At 70.4% G+C, this 20603-nt stretch carries 22 protein-coding genes; 7 read left to right on the top strand and 15 right to left on the bottom strand.

The window, feature by feature from the left end; translation table 11 throughout:
- The 4 genes from JYK02_RS14185 to JYK02_RS14170 are packed head-to-tail and all read right to left on the bottom strand — an operon-like array spanning window position 1 to window position 3547.
- Entirely contained in the window at window positions 1–759 is a 759-nt protein-coding gene (locus JYK02_RS14185) for a GvpL/GvpF family gas vesicle protein (protein ID WP_207051462.1), read from the bottom strand.
- A 28-nt stretch (window positions 760–787) separates the two neighbouring features.
- Window positions 788–1198 carry a response regulator gene (locus JYK02_RS14180; RefSeq protein WP_207051461.1) on the bottom strand — a complete coding sequence of 137 codons (411 nt, stop codon included), beginning with the start codon at window positions 1196–1198 and terminating at the stop codon, window positions 788–790.
- On the bottom strand, window positions 1195–3324 hold the full coding sequence (locus JYK02_RS14175; protein ID WP_207051460.1) for an ATP-binding protein: 2130 nt from the start codon (window positions 3322–3324) through the stop codon (window positions 1195–1197). Before JYK02_RS14175 ends, JYK02_RS14180 begins: the two co-directional genes overlap by 4 nt.
- A 4-nt stretch (window positions 3325–3328) precedes the next feature.
- Window positions 3329–3547, bottom strand: a complete 219-nt coding sequence (locus JYK02_RS14170) for a hypothetical protein (RefSeq protein WP_207051459.1) — start codon at window positions 3545–3547, stop codon at window positions 3329–3331.
- Between the two features lie 226 nt (window positions 3548–3773).
- Between JYK02_RS14170 and JYK02_RS14165 the strand changes: the two genes are divergently transcribed.
- The 5 genes from JYK02_RS14165 to JYK02_RS14145 all read left to right on the top strand — a co-directional run bounded on the left by JYK02_RS14165 (window position 3774) and on the right by JYK02_RS14145 (window position 8339).
- Entirely contained in the window at window positions 3774–5288 is a 1515-nt protein-coding gene (locus tag JYK02_RS14165; RefSeq protein ID WP_207051458.1) for an FAD-dependent oxidoreductase, read from the top strand.
- Window positions 5289–5370: 82 nt separating this feature from the next.
- The gene (locus JYK02_RS14160) at window positions 5371–5859 is read left to right on the top strand and encodes a hemerythrin domain-containing protein (protein WP_207051457.1); all 489 of its coding nucleotides are present in this window, start codon (window positions 5371–5373) and stop codon (window positions 5857–5859) included.
- Window positions 5860–5923: 64 nt separating this feature from the next.
- Window positions 5924–6610: a DNA-3-methyladenine glycosylase family protein gene (locus JYK02_RS14155; protein ID WP_431603479.1), complete on the top strand. Its 687-nt coding sequence runs from the start codon at window positions 5924–5926 to the stop codon at window positions 6608–6610.
- A gap of 82 nt (window positions 6611–6692) precedes the next feature.
- A complete protein-coding gene (locus tag JYK02_RS14150; RefSeq protein ID WP_207051455.1) occupies window positions 6693–7844 on the top strand; it encodes a zinc-dependent alcohol dehydrogenase in 1152 nt (383 codons plus the stop codon).
- Between the two features lie 33 nt (window positions 7845–7877).
- Window positions 7878–8339, top strand: a complete 462-nt coding sequence (locus JYK02_RS14145) for a hypothetical protein (protein WP_207051454.1) — start codon at window positions 7878–7880, stop codon at window positions 8337–8339.
- A gap of 10 nt (window positions 8340–8349) precedes the next feature.
- Here the strand turns inward: JYK02_RS14145 and JYK02_RS14140 are convergent, their stop codons facing one another.
- From JYK02_RS14140 to JYK02_RS14125, 4 genes are all read right to left on the bottom strand, one after another.
- The gene (locus tag JYK02_RS14140; RefSeq protein ID WP_207051453.1) at window positions 8350–8709 is read right to left on the bottom strand and encodes a GFA family protein; all 360 of its coding nucleotides are present in this window, start codon (window positions 8707–8709) and stop codon (window positions 8350–8352) included.
- A 106-nt stretch (window positions 8710–8815) separates the two neighbouring features.
- Window positions 8816–9559, bottom strand: coding sequence for a hypothetical protein (locus tag JYK02_RS14135; RefSeq protein ID WP_207051452.1), 744 nt, complete (start codon window positions 9557–9559; stop codon window positions 8816–8818).
- Window positions 9560–9620: 61 nt separating this feature from the next.
- Window positions 9621–10388 (bottom strand): hypothetical protein, encoded by a 768-nt coding sequence (locus JYK02_RS14130; protein ID WP_207051451.1) that lies wholly within the window; start codon window positions 10386–10388, stop codon window positions 9621–9623.
- A gap of 138 nt (window positions 10389–10526) precedes the next feature.
- Window positions 10527–11777, bottom strand: coding sequence for an MFS transporter (locus JYK02_RS14125; RefSeq protein ID WP_207051450.1), 1251 nt, complete (start codon window positions 11775–11777; stop codon window positions 10527–10529).
- A gap of 86 nt (window positions 11778–11863) precedes the next feature.
- On the opposite strand from JYK02_RS14125, the gene JYK02_RS14120 reads away from it, so the two are divergent.
- The gene (locus tag JYK02_RS14120; RefSeq protein ID WP_207051449.1) at window positions 11864–12562 is read left to right on the top strand and encodes an SIMPL domain-containing protein; all 699 of its coding nucleotides are present in this window, start codon (window positions 11864–11866) and stop codon (window positions 12560–12562) included.
- Here the strand turns inward: JYK02_RS14120 and JYK02_RS14115 are convergent.
- The 4 genes from JYK02_RS14115 to JYK02_RS14100 all read right to left on the bottom strand — a co-directional run bounded on the left by JYK02_RS14115 (window position 12559) and on the right by JYK02_RS14100 (window position 15554).
- On the bottom strand, window positions 12559–13833 hold the full coding sequence (locus tag JYK02_RS14115) for an aminotransferase class I/II-fold pyridoxal phosphate-dependent enzyme (protein ID WP_207051448.1): 1275 nt from the start codon (window positions 13831–13833) through the stop codon (window positions 12559–12561). The genes JYK02_RS14120 and JYK02_RS14115 overlap by 4 nt on opposite strands.
- 52 nt (window positions 13834–13885) lie before the next feature.
- Entirely contained in the window at window positions 13886–14368 is a 483-nt protein-coding gene (gene dps, locus JYK02_RS14110; RefSeq protein ID WP_207051447.1) for a DNA starvation/stationary phase protection protein Dps, read from the bottom strand.
- Between the two features lie 97 nt (window positions 14369–14465).
- Window positions 14466–14993, bottom strand: coding sequence for a carboxymuconolactone decarboxylase family protein (locus JYK02_RS14105; RefSeq protein WP_207051446.1), 528 nt, complete (start codon window positions 14991–14993; stop codon window positions 14466–14468).
- 6 nt (window positions 14994–14999) lie between these two features.
- Window positions 15000–15554 carry a peroxiredoxin gene (locus JYK02_RS14100; protein ID WP_014394422.1) on the bottom strand — a complete coding sequence of 185 codons (555 nt, stop codon included), beginning with the start codon at window positions 15552–15554 and terminating at the stop codon, window positions 15000–15002.
- Between the two features lie 232 nt (window positions 15555–15786).
- Here JYK02_RS14100 and JYK02_RS14095 point away from each other — a divergent pair, with 232 nt between their 5' ends.
- On the top strand, window positions 15787–17391 hold the full coding sequence (locus tag JYK02_RS14095) for a sigma 54-interacting transcriptional regulator (protein WP_242588737.1): 1605 nt from the start codon (window positions 15787–15789) through the stop codon (window positions 17389–17391).
- A 6-nt stretch (window positions 17392–17397) separates the two neighbouring features.
- On the opposite strand, the gene JYK02_RS14090 is transcribed toward JYK02_RS14095, so the two are convergent.
- The 3 genes from JYK02_RS14090 to JYK02_RS14080 all read right to left on the bottom strand — a co-directional run bounded on the left by JYK02_RS14090 (window position 17398) and on the right by JYK02_RS14080 (window position 20366).
- On the bottom strand, window positions 17398–17994 hold the full coding sequence (locus JYK02_RS14090) for a hypothetical protein (RefSeq protein WP_242588736.1): 597 nt from the start codon (window positions 17992–17994) through the stop codon (window positions 17398–17400).
- Between the two features lie 96 nt (window positions 17995–18090).
- The gene (locus tag JYK02_RS14085) at window positions 18091–19455 is read right to left on the bottom strand and encodes a hypothetical protein (RefSeq protein WP_207051445.1); all 1365 of its coding nucleotides are present in this window, start codon (window positions 19453–19455) and stop codon (window positions 18091–18093) included.
- On the bottom strand, window positions 19452–20366 hold the full coding sequence (locus JYK02_RS14080) for a biotin-dependent carboxyltransferase family protein (protein ID WP_207051444.1): 915 nt from the start codon (window positions 20364–20366) through the stop codon (window positions 19452–19454). The genes JYK02_RS14085 and JYK02_RS14080 overlap by 4 nt, the downstream gene beginning before the upstream one ends.
- Window positions 20367–20603: the final 237 nt, after the last annotated feature.

Here is a 20603-nt window from a genome sequence, read left to right as displayed (position 1 = left end):
TCACCGCGCGTCGGACACCGACTCCACGTCCAGCCGCACGTCCACGAAGCTGTACGCCGGCCACGGCCCCGTGAACCGGAACGTGTACGCGTCCAGCCGAGCCACCAGCGACGTCACCCGCGCCTCGAACGCGGCCACCCGCGTGCGGTCCACCAGGAAGGCCGCGTTCAACATCATCCGCTCACCCAGGGGCGGCGCCTCGTGCATGGCCTCCGCCAGCGGACGCAGGCCCGCCTTCAGGACGTCCAGGTCCTTCGTGGTGCAGTCGCGCAGCGCCAGCTCCAGCCGCGCCTCGTGGTCCTCCTCGGGCTCCGAAGCCCCGCGCGACAGCTCCGGGTTCGCCTCCACCAGCCGGCGCGTCAGCGCGTCGCCGTGGCAGTACACCTTCAGCCCCAGCTCCACCCGGCCCTCCAGCTCCGACAGCGCCCGGGTCAGCGGGGCGCGCGCCACGCGCAACAGCTCCCGCACGCGCTCCTCCGTCGGCAGCACCGTCCCGAAGGCCACCGGCACCAGCGTGTGCTCGCGCACCACGGCCTCGGTGACGCGCTGGTGCATCAACAGGTGCTCCCGCGTGGGCACCACCCGAGGGCCCGCGACGTCGGACACCAGCGCCGCGAGGCCTGCCTCCCGCACCGTGCGCACCGGCGCCGAGCCCAGCCCCGCGAGGTCCGGCTCCCAGCCGCCGTCCTCGCGCACGATGCCGTAGAGGTAGTGCGCCCGCGTTTCCCGCGAGGACTCCGCCGGGGTCTTCGTCGTCATGACGTGCCCACCTTCCTGCACGACCGGTTCAGCGCGCGGATGCCGCCTCGCGCCGGGCAATCATCTTCTTCACCTGGTCCACCAGCGCGTCCGGCAGGCACGGCTTGGTGACGTACGCGTCACACCCGGCCTCGTTCGCGTCGTCCGTGTGGCCCTTCAGCGCGTGCCCCGTCAGCGCCACCACCGGGATGGCCTTCGTGCGCACGTCGCCCTTCAGCCGCCGCGTCGCCTCCCAGCCGTCCATCACCGGCAAGGACAGGTCCATCAGGATGACGTCCGGCACCAGCTCGAAGGCCTTGTCCAGCGCCTCCTGGCCGTTCTTCGCCTCCGCCACGCGGAAGCCGGAGAACTCCAGGTACTCCGCGTACATCTCCCGGGCATCCTGGTAGTCATCCACCACCAGGACGAGCGGCTTCTGTTTTTCCGGGGTGTTCGTCATGTCCGTCTCGCGCGTCGTGGAAAGTGCAGGGTGAAGGTCGAACCCTGGCCCGGAGCGCTCTGGAGGGAGACGCGTCCCCCCAGCATCGCGGCCAGACGGCGGCAGATGGAGAGGCCCAGGCCCGTGCCCCCATAGGCTCGCGTGGGGGAGCTGTCCACCTGCTGGAAGTCCTCGAAGATCTTCTCCTGGTTCGACACGTCGATTCCAATCCCTGTGTCCTTCACCGAGATGGCCACGGTGCCGGTGGCGTTCTGATACTCCGCCGCGATGTGCACGCCGCCCTCGTGCGTGAACTTCAGCGCGTTGGACAACAGGTTGAGGACAATCTGCTTCACCTTCTGTCGGTCGCTCCACACCCCCGGCAGCGACGCGTCCAGCCGCGTCTCCACCGTCAGCTTGCTGCGCGCGATGATGGGGTCCATCTCCGCCATCACCTCCTGGAGCAGCTCCGGGATGCCGAAGTCCGACAGGTGCAGCGGCATCCGCCCGGCTTCGATGCGGGTGATGTCCAGGATTTCGTTGATGACCTCCAGCAGGTGCCGCCCGTTGGAGTCGATGCGCGTGAGGTTGCGGCGCTGCGGCGGCGTCATCTCCCCGGACACGCCCTGCAGGAGCATGTTCGTGTAGCCGAGGATGGCGTTGAGCGGCGTGCGGAACTCGTGCGACATGTTGGCCAGGAACTGCGACTTGGCCGCGCTCGCCTGCTCCAACTGGATGGCCTGCCGGCGCAGCTTCTCGTTCTGCTCCGCCAGCTCCGCGGTGGCGGACTGCACGCGCGCCTCCAGCTCGCTGGAGACCTCCTTCACGCGCTCCAGCAGCCGCGCCCGCTCCAGCACCTCCGAGCGGTCGTGGAAGACGGTGACGATGCCCGTCAGTTCGCCGCCGTCTCCCAGCACCTTGTTGGCCATGGCCTCCATGGGCACGGGCGAGCCGGTGCCCGGGTCGTCCAGGGTGAGCTGGCTCTTCCAGCGCGACACGCTCGCGTTCACCGGGCCCAGCAGGTTGCCGAGGAACGACGCGAAGAGGGCGTCGTTGGCGCGCACCCGCCGCAGGATGGCCTCGTCCGCCGTGCCCTCGCCCGAGGTGCCCTGGGCCTGGGGCCACGCGAAGAGGCGCTCGGCCGGGTCGTTCATCATCACCATGCCGCCCGCGGGGTCGGTGAGGATGATGGGGTCCGCCACCGAGTCCAGCACGCGGTCCAGGCGGTGGCGGTCGCTGCGGGCCTCGCGCTCCGTGGCGCGCAGCTGCCGGTAGCTCTCTCCCAGCGCCTGCGTGGCGCGGCCCAGGTCCGTGAGGTTGCGCAGCACGCTCACCACCACGGACGGCCCGTCCGGGGCCAGCACCGGCGTGGTGACCAGCTCGAAGAGCAGGTCCATGCCCTCCAGCGGATCCACCAGCGGCACCTCGCGCCGGTGCACCGTGGTGCCGCCCTGCGCGAGCGTCTCCCGGAACAGCCGCTGGTTGAGCTCCACCGCCCGCGTGCGGCCGGGGCTCGCGTCCGGGCCCGCCACCAGCAGGCCTTCCGCGCGGGCGTTGGCGAAGAGCAGCGTGCCCTCCGTGTCCGTCAGCAGCACCGGATCCGACACCGCGTTGATGACCCGGCGAAGCAGCCGGTCCGGCTCCGGGCGGCGCGGCGCCCGCGCATCCGACGCCAGCTGCCGGGCCAGGTGCGGCCCCGCCGAGGACGCCACCCACGCCACGTCCTCTGGCACGGCCGGGCCGGGCAGCCCCACCATCAGCAGCGCCACGGCCGTGGCTCCGGGCCGGCCCAGCGGCACCGCGAGGAAGCCGCCCGGCATCGCCGCGCCCTCCAGCGCGTCCGCCGCCAGCCACCGCGCCCCGGGACGCGTGCGGAAGGTGGAGAGCGGCGAGCCCGGTGCATCCCACGCCCGGGCCAGCGCGGCCTGCTGCGCGCCCGTCAGCCCCTCGCTGGCGAGGCACACGGACGTGGGCGCGCCCTCCCCGGGACCGACACAGGCGGCCGGCGCGCCATGCCTGCGCGCGAGCCACTCCACGACCGCCCGCGCACAGGCGACGGCGGACTCGCAGGCGAGCAGGTGCTCGGCGAGCACGAGGCGAGCCCCGGGGTCGACTTCGGCGGGGGGCAGCGGGGCTGGGGACGCCACGACCTTACGCTCCGGATGAAGGGGGACGCGGGGAACGGCCGCGTTCCGGCGAGTCTGCGGTGCGAACCTCCGAAAATGCCACCACGATGCGCGCCTCCCCTTCACGGGGCGTGGCGCGCCCCAGGGCTTCCAGGGCGGGCGGGTCGAAGCGCAGGCCCCTGTCCAGCAGGCGGTCCAGCACGTCCACCAGGCTGGCTCCACCAGCCACGCGTTCCACGGGCATTTTCGCGCATGCTCCTTGGGTCCGCCCGGCGCGGACCTTCGGGTCCAGCATCGTTCTAACGCGCCGGCCTCCCTGGACCCCAGCCCCGTCCACGCCCGGCCCCTGACTGACCAACACCCGGGGCGGGGCTCTGTTGGGTCGCATACACCCCGCGCTGGGCAACCGGCCGGGCGGGGCTCGGCAGGCGTGGCTTATGCCCTGGGAAGCGGATTCCTAGCCTTCCGTCATGAACGACGAGCGCCAGCACAAATCCCTCTGGACGGTGACGACGCTTCCCCGGGACTTCCCCTCCCTGCCAGGCGACCTGGACGTGGACGTGGCCATCATCGGCGGAGGCATCGCGGGCCTGACGACCGCCTGGCTGCTGAAGCGTGCCGGCAAGAAGGTGGCGGTGCTGGAGATGCACCGCGTCCTCTCCGGGCAGACGGGACAGACGACCGCGCACCTCACGGAGCTGCTGGACACCCCGTACACCACGCTCGTGAAGGACTTCGGAGAGAAGGGCGCCCACCTGGCCGCGTCCTCCAGCCGGGCCGCCATCGAACAGATTGCCTCGCTGGTGGAGTCGCTCTCCATCGAGTGCGGCTTCACCCGCGTGCCCGGCTTCCGCTACGCGGAGACGGAGTCCGAGCTGCGGGAGCTGCTGCATGAGGTCTCCGCCGCGCGGCAGGTGGGGCTCCTGGCGTCGTTCACCAAGGAGGTGCCGCTGCCGTTCCCCGTCAAGGGCGCGCTGCGCGTGGAGGATCAGGCGCTGTTCCACCCGCGCCAGTACCTGCTCGCGCTGGCGGACCGCATCCCGGGCGACGGCTGCCATCTCTTCGAGAACACCAAGGTCCTGGACATCCACGACGGCACGCCCTGCCGCGTCCTCACGGAGAAGGGCACCGTGACGGCCCGGGCCGTGGTGGAGGCCACCACCACGCCGCTCAACCGCGTGGCCATGCACACCAAGCTCTACCCGTACCGCACCTACGCGGTGGCGGCGCCGCTGGAGGGCCCGCTGGAGCCGGGCCAGTACTACGACAGCCGCGACCCGTATCACTACATCCGCACCCAGCAGGTGGACAGCGTGCCCTACGTCATCGTGGGCGGCGAGGACCACAAGGTCGGCGGCGAGGAGGACACCGCCTCCTGCTACGCCGAGCTGGAGGCGTACATGCGCGAGCGCTTCCCCGTGAGGCGCATCACCCACCGCTGGTCCGGCCAGGTCATCGAGCCCGCGGACGGTCTGCCCTATATCGGCCGCAACGTGGGCAGCCGCAACGTGTACGTGGCCACGGGCTTCTCCGGCACGGGCATGACGTTCGGCACGCTCGCGGGCATGGTGCTGTCGGACCTCATCCTGGGCAACCAGAACCCCTACGCCGCGCTGTACGAACCGGGCCGCGTGAAGCCCAAGGCCGGCGCCAAGGACTTCATCCAGGAGAACGCCGAGGTGGCCTTCCGCTTCGTCGCGGACCGGCTGTCCAAGCCGGACGGCCACCAGTTGGCGGACGTGGCGCCGGGGGAGGGAAAAATCCTGGAGGTGGATGGCCGCAAGGTGGCCGTGTACCGCGAGGAGGACGGCACGCCGCACGCCGTGTCCCCGGTGTGCACGCACCTGGGCTGCCACGTGCACTGGAACAACGCCGAGCGCACCTGGGACTGCCCCTGCCACGGCGGCCGCTTCAGCCCCACCGGCCGCGTGCTCAACGGCCCCGCCGTGAAGGACCTGTCGTCCGTCAAACTTCCGGTGAAGTGAAAAGTACGTCGGGGTGGGGCTTCCCTTCGGGCGAGCCCACCCCCATCTATCCCCACGTCCAAGTCATTCACCGGGGGCACGAATGAACGCGCTGGAACTCATCAAGCAGCAGCATGAAGAGGTGTCCAAGCTCTTCAAGAAGTACGAGAAGCTGGGGGATGAAGCCGACGACGAGCGCCAGGAGCTCTTCGAGCAGATCGCCGACCGGCTGGGCGCGCACGCGAAGATTGAAGAGCTGTACCTCTATCCCGCGCTCAAGAAGGACGACACGGAGGACGACCTGCGCGAGGCCGTGGAGGAGCACCTGGCCGTCAAGCGGCTCATCGCGGACCTGCTGGACATGGATCCGTCGGACGACGAGTTCGACGCGAAGATGAAGGTCCTCCAGGAGCAGGTGGAGCACCACGTCGAGGAGGAGGAGAAGGACCTCTTCAAGGCGGCGCGGAAGATCCTCACCAAGGATCAGCTCGACGACCTGGGCGTCCAGTTGGAGGAGGAATACGACGCGCTGATGGACGGCGAGCCGCGCAACGACGTGCCCGAGGAGACGGAGCACGCCGCGCCCATCTAGCGCGCCGCGTCCGCGAAGCAAGACAGGGGTTGCGCGTGGCACGGGGCCGGGCAGCATGCGGCCCATGCCGCGCGCTCCTGTTTCCGCCCCTGTATCGCTGCCGGATGCGTTCACGCCCGCCGTGCGCCGCGCCCTCGTGCGCGCGGACCCCGTGCTGGGCACGCTGTTCAAGACGGTGGGCCGCTTCCGCCTGGAGCTGAGCCCGCTGCACAGCCCCTTCGAGGCGCTGGCGCACTCCATCGTCTACCAGCAGCTCCACGGCCGCGCGGCGGCGACCATCTTCGGCCGCGTCTGCGAGCGGGTGGGGAAGGGCAAGGCCTTCACGCCCCAGAAGCTGCTCGCGCTGCCGGACGCCACCCTGCGCGAGGCCGGGCTGTCCGCGAACAAGCTGCTGGCCATGCAGGACCTGGCGCGCAAGACGGTGGACGGCACGGTGCCGACGCTCGCGCGCGTGCGCCGCATGTCCGACGCGGACCTCATCGAGCACCTCACGCAGGTGCGCGGCATTGGCCAGTGGACCGTGGAGATGCTGCTCATCTTCCGCCTGGGCCGGCCGGACGTGCTGCCCGTGGACGACTACGGCGTGCGCAAGGGCTTCATGGTCCTGCACGGCCTGAAGGAACAGCCCAAGCCCAAGGCGCTGCTCGCGTACGGCGAGCGGTGGCGCCCGTACCGGAGCATCGTGAGCTGGTACCTGTGGCGGGCGGCGGACCTGCCCGTGGGCACCTTCGCACCGCCGGAGGCCAGCTAGCCGAGCGAGGGCCGGGAGCGCACCGTCCCTTGTCTTACCGCGCGAGCGTCCTCACCCGTAAGGGAACGGAGGAATCCCGCGCATGCGTGCACTCACCTACCAGGGTCCCTATCGCGTCCAGGTGGAGCAGAAGCCGGACCCCCGCATCGAGCATCCCCAGGACGTCGTGCTGAAGGTGACCCGCGCCGCCATCTGCGGCTCGGACCTGCACCTCTTGCACGGGCTGGTGCCGGACACGCGCGTGGGCTGCACCTTCGGCCATGAATTCACCGGCGTGGTGGAGGAGGTGGGCAAGGAGGTCGCGCAGCTGAAGAAGGGCGACCGCGTGGTGGTGCCCTTCAACATCTCCTGCGGCACCTGCTTCTACTGCCAGCGCGGCCTCACCGGGAACTGCGAGAACAGCAACCCCGGCAGCGACGTGGCCTCCGGCGTCTACGGGTACTCGCACACCACGGGCGGCTTCGACGGCGGCCAGGCCGAGTACGTGCGCGTGCCCTTCGCCGACGTGGGGCCCATGAAGATTCCGGACGACATGGACGACGAGTCCGTCCTCTTCCTCTCCGACATCCTGCCCACCGGCTACCAGGCCGCGGAGATGGGCGAAATCAAAGGCGGTGAGACGGTCGTCGTCTTCGGCGCGGGCCCGGTGGGCCTCTTCGCGATGAAGTCCGCGTGGCTGATGGGCGCGGGCCGCGTGGTGGCGGTGGACCACGTGCCGTACCGCCTGGAGTTCGCGCGGAAGTTCGCCAACGTGGAGACGGTGAACTTCAAGGAGGTGGGCGACATCGTCCTGCACCTGAAGGAGATGTTCGACGGCCGCGGCCCGGACGTCTGCATCGACGCGGTGGGCATGGAGGCGGAGGGCTCGCGCGCGCACCGCGTGCTGGGCCTGGGGCTGAAGCTGGAGGCCGGCGCGCCCACCGTCATCGAGTGGTGCATCAACACCGTGCGCAAGGGCGGCAACGTCTCCATCATCGGCGTGTACGGGCCGCCGTGGAACTTCGTGCCCATTGGCACCGCGATGAACAAGGGCCTGACGCTGCGCATGAACCAGGCGAACACGCGCCGGTACATGCCGCACCTGCTGGAGCACATCCAGAAGGGCCGCATCGACGCGAAGGGCATCATCACCCACCGCTTCCCGCTGGAGCAGGCGCCGGACGCCTACCACCTGTTCGCGCAGAAGCGCGACGGGTGCGTGAAGTGCGTGCTCATGCCGCACGGCCACGCGTGAGCGACATCACCCACTGTTAACAGGAGGCACGCCATGCCCCAGAAGACACCGCAGAGACAGAGCCGCGCGAAGACCGGCCCCCGGAAGTCACGGGCGAAGGCGAAGCCGGCCCCGGCCGTGGAGAAGCAGGCCCAGGCCGTGGACCTGGACCCCGCCAACCGCCCGGGCGTCCCCATGGAGACGGCGCCCCAGCCGCTTGCGGGGGCGCGCGTGCCCATCACGCTCCAGCACGCGGACGTGCCGGTGTTCAAGCACGCGGGCCGCAAGGTGATGCCGCCGGTGTTCGGCACCGCCCAGCCTCCGAAGGGGCTGAGCGGCCTCTTGCGAAAGGCGGCCTACGCGAAGCCGGACCACAAGCCCGGCCACTGGATGCTGCTGCTGCTGGCGGACCGCGTGGACGTCTGGGAGCACCGGCTGCGGAGGTCCCTTCCATGGGCTGCTCCTTCCGCGGCGGTCCTCGCAGCCGGCCTGATATGGCGCGCGCGCCGGGCGTGAGGCCCAGTGCCTACGCGTCCCGGCCGTTGTACTGGAAGGGCTTGAGCGTGGAGATGTCCACGCCGTCCACGCAGCGCAGGTTGATGGCGTACATCGCCTTGCCATCCGGACCCTTGCCGGTGGCGTAGGACTCCACGCCGCAGGTGGGGCAGTGCAGGTGGTTGATGACCTTCTTGTTGAACAGGTAGGTCTTCACGTGGTCCGCGCCGGAGAGGGACTTGAACTGCTCCGGCGGGACGAACGTCAGCACCGAGCCCGTCTTGTGGCAGTAGGAACAGTTGCAGGTCACCACCTGCTGCAGGTCCGTGGTCGCCTCGTAGCGGACCTGTCCACAGTGGCAGCCGCCCGTATACGTCTTCATCTCCGCCATGGTGCTTCCTCCCGTTGCTGCGTTGTGACGCGCATCAATGAACGGAGGCGGCGGGGACCGCAAGCGACCCGGTGCATGGCCCGGTCGCTTGCGGCGGTGCGTCATGTCAGTCCGCGTACGTCGTCACGGACATCATCCGCACGAAGCGGCGGTCCGTGCTGACGGCCGCGATGGCGAAGCCCTGCGTGTAGCCCGGGGCGCCGCAGCCACGGCAGCTCCAGCCCGTCCGGTAGAGCCGGTTGCTGTTGCGCGAAATCTGCGTGATGTAGGCCACCGCGCCCTCCACCTCGTCCACGTTGTAGCTGTAGGCGCTGAGCTGCCCGATGAGCTCCCGCACGGTGATGGGCTCGAAGATGCTGGCCTGCGGACCGAAGGCGTTGCTGAACGCCTCGCCCAGCGTCTGCTGGTTGGCGATGCCCTGGCCGTTGGGGATGTAGCCCTCATGGATGCGCGCGGAGGCGAACGAGCCGGTGGCGCCGAACAGCACCGCGGGCGTCTGGGCGACGGGGTACAGGTTCAGCGGGTAGCCCGTGAAGACGGCGTCGTTCACCTCGTAGAAGTCCGCGAAGTACTTCGCCGCGGTGCCCGTCATGGATTGCTGGAAGGACGTGTCGCTGACGCGCGTGGTGAGATAGGCGCGCTCGGTGCTGTCCACGCCGAAGCCGACGTCGTTGAGGAACGCGTCCAGCGCGTTGCGGATCTCCGAGCGGACGATGGTCGTGCCGCCCGGGCTGGTGGGGCTCTTCGCGGCGGTGATGCTCGCCTCGAAGTCAGTGGTGGACGAGGCGAACGCCGGAGCGGAGAGCAGCATCATCGCGCCCACCAGGGACTTCATCGACAGGGTCTTCATGGGGAACCTCTTCATTCAAAGGGGGAGTACCGCAAGCTTTCACGGCGGAGGTGCTTCAGGCTCAGTCAGAGGCGGTCATCACGTTGACCATCCGCACGAAGCGGCGGTCGGTGCTCACGGCCGCGATGACGTAGCCGGCCGTGTAGCCCGGCGCGCCGCAGCCGCGGCAGCTCCAGCCCGTGTAGTAGAGGCGGTTGCTGTTGCGGGAAATCTGCGTGATGTACGCCAGGGCGCCCTCCACCTCGTCCACCGTCGGCGTGCCGGCCACGGTGCGGCCGCTCAGGAGCGCGAGGAGCTCCTTCACGGTGATGGGCTCGAAGATGCTGACCTGCGGGCCGAAGGCATTGCCGAACGCTTCTCCCAGGATGAACTGGTTGGCCACCACGTTCTGGCTGCTGGGGATGACGCCCTCGCGGATGGTGGAGGAGGAGGCCAGCGGGCCGGTGGCGCCGTACAGCGACGCGGGCGTCTGGGCGACCGGGCTGAGGCCCCACTGGGAGGCCGGGGTGGTGGCGTCGTTCAGCTCGTAGAAGTCCGCGTAGTACTTCGCGGCGGTGCCCGTCAGGGACTGCTGGAAGAGCGTGTCATTGAGGCGGGTGGTGAGATGGGCGCGCTCGGCGCTGTCCACGCCCGTGGGGCTGCCGGTGTTGTAGAGGAACACGTTCAGCGCGTTGCGGATCTCCGAGCGGACGATGGTCGTGCCGCCCGGGCTGGTGGAGCTCTTCGCGGCGGTGACGGCCGCCTCGAAGTCGGTGATGGACGTGGCGAACGCCGGAGTGGAGAGCAGCATCAGCGCGCCCACGAGCGACTTCATCGACAGGGTCTTCATGCGGAACCTCATCAAGGGGGGAACTCGAACGACGGCGTGGCGAGTACCACGCTCCCCTGACATGACCCGCGTGAGGTTCCGGTGACGCACCTCCCCGTGACACGTTCGTGATGGAGCGTGTCGCGAGGTTGGAATCTTTCACTGCGCGGGCTGTATGGCCGTGGGTGCCGGCGCGCTGCGGCGCAGGGGCGCGAGCAGCGCGAGGAACGCGGCGGACAGCGCGACGCCCAGGAGGAACACGTTCGCGTAGCCCAGGTTGCCGAACTTCGGATCCGCGAGCATCCCCGCCAGCGGCCCCGCCGGCGCCTTGCCCGCGACCTCCACGCTGGCCAGCAGCGTGTAGTGCGTGGCGCCGATGCGGCGGTCCGTGCGCGACATCATGAACGCGAACATCACGGTGGTGAGCGCGCCGCCGAAGAACTCCTCGGTGAGCGTGACGCCCAGCACGCCCGCGTCGCTGACGCCCGCGCGCGTGAGCAGCCACCGCCCCGCGAGCGGTAGCAATCGCAGCGCGCCCGTGAGGGCCACCGCCCGCAGCAGCGGCAGGCGCGCGGCGAGGATGCCTCCGCACGTGGACCCCAGGAGCGACGCGGCGGTGCCCCACGTGCCCACCCACAAGCCAATCTGGCCGGGCGTGTAGCCCGCGTCCACGAGGAAGGGCTTGTAGAGGACGTCGGACATCGTCTCGCCCAGCTTGTACGTGCCGATGAAGAGCAGCAGCCACCCGGTGCCCGGCACGGTGAACGCGGTCCGCATGCGGGCCCAGAGCGCGGGCCAGTCCAGCTTCGGTGACTCCGGGCCCTCGGACTCGCGCGGGGGCGGCTCGCGCACGAAGAGGACGACGGTGAAGACGGCCAGGCACAGCGCCGCCATGGCGAGGAACAGCCCGGACCAGCCGATGCGCGAGCTGGCCCACACGAGCAGCCCGCCGCCGGTGAGCATGCCCAGCTTGTAGCCCACGACCTGCGCGGTGTTGCCCGGGCCCAGTTCGTCCGGACGCAGCAGGTCCACCGCGAAGCCGTCCACCGCGATGTCCTGCGTCGCGGCGAAGAGGTTCATCACGAAGATGAGGCCCAGGAGCAGCGGCATCGAGTCCTGGCCCGCCGCGAACGCCGCCCCGACGCACGCGAGCGCCAGACCCGCCTGCATGGGCAATATCCACGACCGCCGGCGCCCGATGCGCGCGGAGCCGTAGCGGTCCACCAGCGGCGCCCACAGGGCCTTGAGCATCCACGGCAGGGACAGCGCGCCCGCGAAGCCCAGCGCGGCCAGCGACACACCGCGCGAGCGCAGGTAGACGGGCAGCGCCGTCACCTGGAAGCCGAAGGGCAGCCCCTGCACGAAGTACAGCGCGCACAACAGCCACAGCCGGGACGGGATGCGTCGCATGGTCGTGGCGCGAGCATAGGCACGCCCTCCGGCGTCCGTCGCGGGCCTATACTCGCGGGCCCTGTCACCGCACCCTGGGGAACCGCATGCCGGAGCGAGCCGCAACCGAGTCGGGAATCATCGTCGTGGAGCTGTCCGCCGAGCACGAACTGGAGGCGGACCACGTGGACGCGGTGGTGGAGGTGAAGGCGTCCTCGTTCTTCACCGGCAACGCGGCCTTCACCAACGCGCGGGAGGTGGCCGCGCTGGTGGGCCGCATGGCCGAGCTGGGCGTGCAGGACTCCGCCTTCACCCTCCAGTCGGTGCAGGCGGAGACGACGGAGGGGCTGCTCACGCGCTCCTCGTCCGCCCTCTACTCGGTGCGCATCCGCCTGGTGGACATGGGGCGGGTGGGGGACGTGCTCGCCGCGCTGTCCGGCCTGAAGCAGGCGACGCTGCGCGAGCTGCGCTGGGGCTACACGCACGAGCCGGAGGCCCGCCAGGACTGGCTGGAGGCGCTGGCCCGCGAGTCGGTGAAGAAGGCGCGCCGCGTGGCGGCCGGGCTGGGCGTGACGCTGGGCGGCCTGCACCGCTTCTCCGAGCGCACCTGGGAGTCGCAGGCCTTCGGCGCGAGGGGCGGCGGCTACGGCGGCGGGAGCGAGGACGTGATGCCCATGGCCCCCTCCGGCAGCTATGGCCTGAAGCAGCCGCGCGCCGTCGCGATGGGCTTCCCCGTGTCCCACCGCAAGAAGGTGCACGTGATGGCCACCGCGGAGTTCCAGTCGCGCGCGGTCCCGGAAAACTAAGGCGTGGCGCCGGGCGTGTGCTTCATCACGAGCGCCTCCAGCCGCTGGAGCGCCTTGTCCAGCGTCTCCCACGACGGACCGAAGGACAGGCGCACGTAGCTGCGGAAGCGGCTGGCCCGCGCGCGGCGCTTGCCGGGGTTCACGTCGAAGAACTCACCGGGCACGGTGATGACCTTGTGCTCCAGCGCGGCGCGGAAGAAGGCCATGCCGTCGTTGAGCGGCGCGGGCAGCCCTGACAGGTTGCCCCAGACGTAGAACGTCCCGTCCGGCGCCCGGTCCGTGCGGATGCCCAGCCGCTCCAGCCGCGAGTGGAACCGGTCTCTCTTCTCCCGGAACGTGGAGTGGATGGCGCGCGTCTCCGCCACCACCGTGTCCTCCTGGAGCAGCGGAATCGCCGCGCGCTGCAGGGGCCGGCTGCCGCCGCCGTCCAGGAAGCTGCCCGCGCTGGCCACCGTGTCGATGACCTGCTTGGGCCCCACCGTCCACGTCATGCGCCAGCCCGGGTAGCGCCAGTTCTTGGTGAGCCCGTCGAAGAGGATCACCGGGTCGCGGTTCACGTCCTCCACGTACCTGGCGGCGCTCTCCACCGGCAGCACGCCCGGGCGGCCCGTCCAGACGTAGTGAGAATAGAACTCGTCGATGAGCAGCGAGCACTCCAGCTCGCGCGCCACGCCCACCCACCGCGCCAGCTCCTCGCCCTGCACCAGCTTGCCGGTGGGGTTGCACGGGTTGGAGAAGAGCAGCGCGGACAGCCCTCGCCCTTGAATCTCCCGGCGCAGGTCGTCGTGCGTGAAGGCGTAGCCGCGCTCGCCCTCCAGCAGGATGGGGATGGCGGTGAACGCCTTGAAGACGTCCAGCAGCTCTTCGTAGGCCGTGTAGTCCGGCAGGAAGTGGCCCAGGTTCACCTGGCCCAGGCTGGCCGCGGCGCGGGTGAGGGCCGCGCGGCCGCCGCCGGACAGGCAGACGTTCTCCGCGCTGTACTGGCTGGGCAGCCCCTTGCGGTAGAGCCGGTTGTAGAGCCCCGCGATGGCCTCGCGCACCTCCCAGAGGCCCGCGACGGGCGCGTACTCCTGGTCCGCCATGTCCACCGTCACCGCGTTCACGCGCGGCGGGGCACCGGGGAGGTCGCCCGTCTCCGGCTGACCCTGGCCCAGGTTGCACCAGTCCGGGTCGCCGGGACGGTAGCCGCGGCGCGTGGCCTCGGCGGTGACGAAGATGACGCCCGTGCGGGGCACGGTGCGAAACGCATGCAGGGGGACGCTGTCGCTCACGGCGCCCACGCTAGCGCGCCCCCTGCTCCAAGTGCAGCCCCTGGCCTTCGCCTCAGCCTTCCAGCGAGGCGCGCAGGAACCAGGCGTGCTTCTCGAACTCGGTGATGATGCCCGTGAAGAGGTCCACCGTGTCCGTGTCCTTGTGGCCCTCCACCGCCGCGCGGCTCTCACGCAGGCCGCTCAAGTACACCTCGATGCGCTCGGCCAGCAGCTTCACGTGCTCCAGGTCGCGCGAGGTCTCCTGCGGATACTCCGGCAGGCGGCTGTTCTTGCCCACGTGGCGGCTGGTGCCGTAGGCGCGGCCGCCCAGCGTCACCGCGCGCTCCGCGATGGAGTCGTTGTGGTTGGCCAGGCTCACCGCGAACGTTTCGAACAGCGGGTGCAGCGCGGCGAACTGCGGGCCCTTGATGTTCCAGTGGGCGACCTTGATCTGCGAGTGCAGGTCCAACCCGTCCGACAGCCGCTCGTTGAGGGTGGCGGCGATGGCGGTGCGGGCCTGCTCGGAGAGGGGGCTGGGGCTCTTGTAGAGGGCCATGACGAACACGTTCCTTTCGGGTGAGAGGAAAAGACAGCGCCCCCCGGTGTCATCCACCGGAGGGCGCAATCACAGCTCAGAGATAACGACGAGGGGACTAGGACTCCAGTCCAACCGCCGCCGCGTGGATGACGCTCGCGATGCGGACCGCATCGTGCACGTGGTCCTCGCTCAGGCCGCCTTCCAGCACGACCTTCTCATGCGACTGGATGCACATCTCGCAGCCGTTGATGGCGCTGACCGCGAGGCAGACCAGCTCGAAGTCCACCTTGTTGGTCAGCACCTGGGCCAGCCGGTTCATCCGCAGACCGGCGCGCTTGGTCGCGTACGACTCCTTCCCGACCATGTGGCGGAACCGGTAGAAGACGTTGTTCATCGCCATCAGCGAGGCCGCCGCGCGGGCGTCCTCGATGACCGGCGTGGCCTTGTCACCCAGGGCCTGCTTCGCCTCGTTGAGGATTGCTTCCTTCAGCCGCTCGTTCCGGGCGGCGAAGGCGCAAGCCACGGCCGTCCCCCAGCGCTGCTCGGGGGTGAGGCTTCCCCCCTCCAGGACGGCGGAGAGGTTGAGGCGGGTGTCCTTGTGGGGATCCGCGAGTTCGCTGCGGACCACTTCGAGCGAAGCCATGGTGCCTTACCCCGCCTTCTGCAGCTTGGAGGTGAGCGTCTCCTCACCCTTCTGCCAGTTGCACGGGCACAGCTCGTCGGTCTGGAGCGCGTCCAGCGTGCGGACGGTCTCCTTGACGTTGCGGCCCACGGACAGGTCGTTCACGGACACGTGGCGGATGATGCCCTCGGGGTCCGCGATGAACGTGGCGCGCAGGGCCACGCCCTCTTCCTTGTGGAGGATGCCCAGCGCGCTGGACAGCTCGCGCTTGATGTCCGCCAGCATGGGGAAGGGCAGGTTCTTCAGGTCCGGGTGGTGCGTGCGCCACGCGTGGTGCACGAACTCGCTGTCGGTGGACAGACCCAGCACCTGCGCGTCGCGGTCCTGGAAGTCCTTGTTGTGCTTGCCGAACTCCGCGATCTCCGTCGGGCAGATGAACGTGAAGTCCTTCGGCCACGCGAACAGGACGGTCCACTTGCCCTTGTACGTGTCGTTGGAGATGTCCTGGAACTCCTTGTTCTTCTCCAGGCTCACGGTGCCCTTCAGCTTGAAGTTCGGAAGCTTGTCGCCAACGGTCAGCATGGGTTTCGACTCCTTGGGGATGGGGGGCGGGCCACCGTGGTCCACCCCAGAGGTTGTGAGTTGCTACCGGTAAAGCAGCCACCGTGCCAATGCTTCAACTGCCGTGATTCCAGAGGGTTACGTCACCCCTTGGAATCCCCACCGGCCGGGCGGTGGCTACGGGTCGGTGAATAACGAAATCCCGGTGCCTTTCGCCACTGCAATTTCGGTGGGTCGCTATTATCGCTAACACATGCCGGATGAACTGATGGGGCGCCACCCGGAAGTGACGCAGGATGCTCGGGAGCTGGTCGAGCTGGCAACCACCGAGGAAGGGGTGGGGGAGCTGCTCCGTCGGGGATTGGACTGGCTGACGCGCGTGGTGCCCTTCGACCTGGCCACGCTGTTCCTCCTCAAGGAGGGAAAGCTGGAGGCGGTGGCCGCGCGCGGTCCGCTCGCGAACCAGGCGGTGCGCAAGCACTCGCTCCAGCTGTCGGACTTCCCGTCATTGAAGCAGGCGCTGGAGACGCGGCGCGCGCGGGCCTTCACGGAGGAGGACCACTCGCACGGGGATGGCGACCCGTTCGACGGCGTGCTGGACCTGCCCGCGGGCCACGCGTGCATGGTGGTGCCGCTGTGCGCGGGGGAGCGCTGCTACGGCGTGCTGACGCTGGACCGCGCGCAGTGTGAAACGTACGCCCAGCCGGTGGTGGACCTGGTGGAGGTGTACGGGCAGATGCTGGCCACGGCGCTCCAGGGCGCGGAGCAGCGCGCGGTGGTGGAGCGGCTGCACCGCCAGGACCACGAGCACGCGAAGCTGCTGGAGTCACAGCTCGGCGGGGACTCGGAGGGCATCCTCGAGTCGTCCCTGAGCCCGGTGATGCGCGACCTGTCCCGCCGCGCGCGGCAGGTGGCGGAGACGGACACGCCGGTGCTCATCACCGGTGAGACGGGCACGGGCAAGGAGCGGCTGGCGCGGGCCATCCACCGCTGGAGCGCACGGGCCGACCAGCCCTTCGTGTCGCTCAACTGCGCGGCGATCCCGGCGGGCCTTCTGGAGAGCGAGCTGTTCGGTCACGTGAAGGGGGCCTTCACCGGCGCGAACCGCGACCGCGCGGGCCGCTTCCAGATGGCGCACGGGGGCACGCTGCTGCTGGATGAGATTGGCGAGCTGCCGGTGGAGCTGCAGGCGAAGCTGTTGCGCGCGCTCCAGGAGAAGGCGTTCGAGCCGGTGGGCAGCGACAAGACGGTGAAGGCGGACGTGCGCATCCTCGCGGCGACGCACGTGGACCTGCACCAGGCCATCGCGCAGAAACGCTTCCGCGAGGACCTCTTCTACCGCTTGAGCGTCTTCCCCCTGCGCCTGCCGCCCTTGCGCGAGCGGCGCGAGGACCTGCCGCAGCTCACCGTGTTCCTCCTGGAGGAGCAGGCGAAGCGGACGGGCCGGCGGGACATGCGGGTGACGGCGTCGGGGCTGGCGCGGCTGGCGGCGTACGACTGGCCGGGCAACCTGCGCGAGCTGGCGAACGCGCTGGAGCGCGCCACCATCCTCACGCGAGGCCAGGAGCTGACGGCGCAGTCCTTCGACCTGCCGGGCGGCGAGCGCGCGCGGGAGGTGGCGGGCCCGGCGTCGGTGGAGGAGACGCCGGCCGCGCTGCCCGCGGGGGCGAAGGTGCCCACGCTGGCGGCGGTGCAGCGTGAGCACATCCTGCGGGTGCTCACGCTCACCCGGGGCCGGGTCTACGGCGAGGGCGGCGCGGCGGCGCTCTTGGGGCTCAAGCCGTCCACGCTGCAGAGCCGGATGAAGAAGCTGGGCATCGCACGGCTGGAGGGCTTCACCGCCGCCGAGGACGCGTGACGCGCGTCAGTGCCAGCCGCTGTCCTCGCGAGTCTCGCGGCGGTCCTCGCGCGTCTCCTGGCGGTTCTGCGACTGCTCGGCGCGTGCGAGCTGGACCAGGTCGGCCATGAGCATGCGCTTGCGCGAGAGGCTTCGGCTGTCCATCCGGCCGTAGAGACCGTTGAGCTCCTGGGAGATGGAGCGCGTCTGCTGCAGGGAGCGGGACTCCTGGCGGGCGTCGCGCACGTCGTCGCGGTGGTCCTGGCGGTCGTCGCGGCGGTTGCCGTCGTAGCGCACCTCGCGGGCGCTCTGGCGCGCCTCCCGCTTGTCCTGGGACAGCTCGCGGCGGGACTCGTTCAGCTCCGAGGCCACGTAGCCGCGCAGCTCCTCTTCCACCTGCAGCAGGTCGCGGCGCGCCGAACGGCCACGGGCGGAGTCATAGCGGGCGAGCAGTGACTCCAGCTCGCGCAGGTCGTGGTGATCATCCCGGCTCTCGCGGCGGTCCTGCCGCAGCTCCTGCCGGTCCTGGACCTGCTCGCCGTGGTTGTTGCCGCGGGGACCGCCTGCGTGCGCCAGGGCCGGGAGGGACAGCGCCATCGTTGCCAGCAGCCACTTCGCCATCATGGGGGAGGCTCCTTCAAGTGCGTCGGATGCCAGGATGGACGCAGCGGGCCGCCGCGAATTCAAGGCCGGAGCCCTCCCCTGGGGTGGGAGCGGGGCCTACGCCACCGCGGGTGCGGCCGGGCGAGGGGCGGGGGCCACGGGGTAGTGGGCCTCCTTGCCGAAGGGCTGGTCGAACAGGTGCGGATCCGACTGCCGCGAGCGGAAGAGGTCCACGATGTAGTTCATCCGCTGGTCCAACTGGCTCCAGTCCTTGGCGGCCGTGCCCTTGAGGCTGTCGGGCGTCTTGTCCGTGCGGGCCAGGAGCGCCTTGAGCTTGGGGTCCTCGATGGTGCGCAGGTGCGGCGGGAAGAGCGTGGACTCCATGCCCGCGGGAGGCGGCAGGTCATTGCCCAGCTTCAGCGCGCCGCCGGGCACCGCGAGCTTCATCATGTGCTCGGTGGCGATGCCGCGGAACGTGCCGGCCAGCGCGTCCACCAGCGGCTTGGTGGCCAGGTCCACCACGCCCGTCTTGATGGCGGCCTTGGCGGCGAGGTTGGCGGGGAAGGGCAGCGCGTTGGCGCCCGCCTCGATGCTCTGCTTGAGGATGTTGGCGAAGACCTCCTTCACCGGCGCGTTGAGCGCCTTCTCCACGAAGCCCTGGAGCTGGGTCTGCTCGTGCAGGCCCACGGTGTCGTTGGCCAGGAGCATGAGCTCCGCCTTCTTGTTCGGGTCCTTCTCGAACATGGCCTTCGCGTAGTTGCCGAAGGCGTCCTTCAGGAGCGGCTTGTCCTGGGGGAAGCCGTCCAGGTACTTCTGGAGCTTCGCGGGATCCATCTGGGTGTCACCCTGGAAGGTCTCCACGAAGCGGGCGAACTCGTGGCCCACCTCCCGGAAGACGAACTGGTTGCCGTCGCCAATGGCCTTGCTGACGTTGTTGAGCGCGTCCGCGCCGGCCTTGGCGATGTCGCCGGTGGGCATGGCGGGCAGGCCCAGCTTGCGCAGCACGTCGTCCACCTTGGCCATGGCCTCGCCCACGACGCCGCCGCCCTTGAGCACGTCCACGAAGGCCTTGGGCATGTCCTCCTGGCGGATGCTCACGCCGGCCTGCTTCGAGGCCCACGTCGCGTAGGTGGACCAGTTGGCGTTCTCCTTGCCCAGCAGCGTGCCCACGGCGTCGGACAGGTCGTGGTAGCCCTGGGTGATGGCCAGGTTGCGCGCGGCGGGGTCCTGCATCGCGGCGATGTTCGCGACGTCCTTGGCGGTCGGATAGGAGCCGGGCGTGGGGCGCGGGCCGCCCTGCTGCGGGGCGGCGGCGGGGGTGGAGAGGGCCACCGGGGACTTCTGGGCCTTGGGCGACTCGAAGAGGGAGGCGCCCTGGGAGGTTCCGGGCTTCACCTCGTTGCGGGGGCGCGGCGCGACGGCCGTCTCCGGCGTGCGGGTCGGGGTCGTCGTGGGGCGCGGGCCGATTCTCGGAGGAGTCATGGCCCCAGTATCGGCGGGGCCGGGTCCGAAGTTGCCCCCGGGTGGCCCTTCCATGCGTGCCGCGCTTCTTCCAGCGAGACGGCCTGGAAGCGCACCGGGGCGCCCGGACGGCGAGCCCCCAGCCGGCCCCAGTCCGCGCGGATGACGGCGGCGATGAGCGGGTAGCCCCCGGTGGTGGGGTGGTCCGGGCCCAGGACGATGGGCGTCCCGGAGAGGGTGACCTGGATGGCGCCGCGAACCATGGGGCGCGAGGTGCCCGCGCCTTCATCGCCGTGGGGGACGGGAGGTCCGTCCAGCCGCTGTCCCACGCGGTCACTGGAAGGCGACACGGTGAAGCTGCTGCCCAGGAGGAGCTCCACGGCCGAGTCGCCGAAGCGGGACGCATCCGGGCCCAGGAGCACGCGCAGCGGGGCGGTGGGGGCCAGGGCCTCGGTGAGACGTGACAGGTCGGCTTCGGAAGGGGGCGCGCCCGGTGTGGCGGGAGGACCCAGCGGGAGCCGGTCGCCGTTGTGCAGGGGGCGTCCCTCCCATCCGCCCAGGCGGGCCACCCAAAGGGTGCCCTGGCCACCGAGGACTTCGGGAACCGCGAGCGCACCATCCACGGCCACGTAGCGCACGGCATACCGGGTGGGGGCGGGCACGGTGAGCGTGGCGCCGTCCGCGAGGAGGCTCTGAGCTGCGCCATCCACGGACACGCGCACGTCGCGACCCCGGGCGCGCAGCTCCAACCGGCCGAAGGCTTCCAGCGCCGCCGCGCCCGGTGCATTGCCCACCGCGCGGTTCGCCGCGACGAGCAGCTCCGGCACCCACGCACCGCCAGGAGGCACGCCGTGGTGCATGACCCCGGGCCGTCCACCGTCCTGCACCGTGGCGGGCGCGCCAAGGCCGACAATCTCCAGCCAGGTGCTCATGACGCCTCACCCCGCACGGTCGTGCCCAGGTCCTCGGGCAGGGGGAGAACCCTGGTGGGGCGCCCCGTTGGCGGCACGTCGCACGAACCTGTCCGACAGTCGGACAGGTTGGGAGAGCCGTGGCTGGGGAGGGGCCGCCCCCTCCGGGCAGCGGAAACCTGTCCGACAGTCAGACAGGTTTGGAGAGCCGTGGCTGGGGAGGGGCCGCCCTCTCCGGACAGCGGAAACCTGTCCGAC

It is taken from the genome of Corallococcus macrosporus (assembly GCF_017302985.1).
In the GTDB taxonomy this organism is placed as follows: Bacteria; Myxococcota; Myxococcia; order Myxococcales; family Myxococcaceae; genus Corallococcus; species Corallococcus macrosporus_A.
This window is presented reverse-complemented; position numbering and strand designations above follow the sequence as displayed.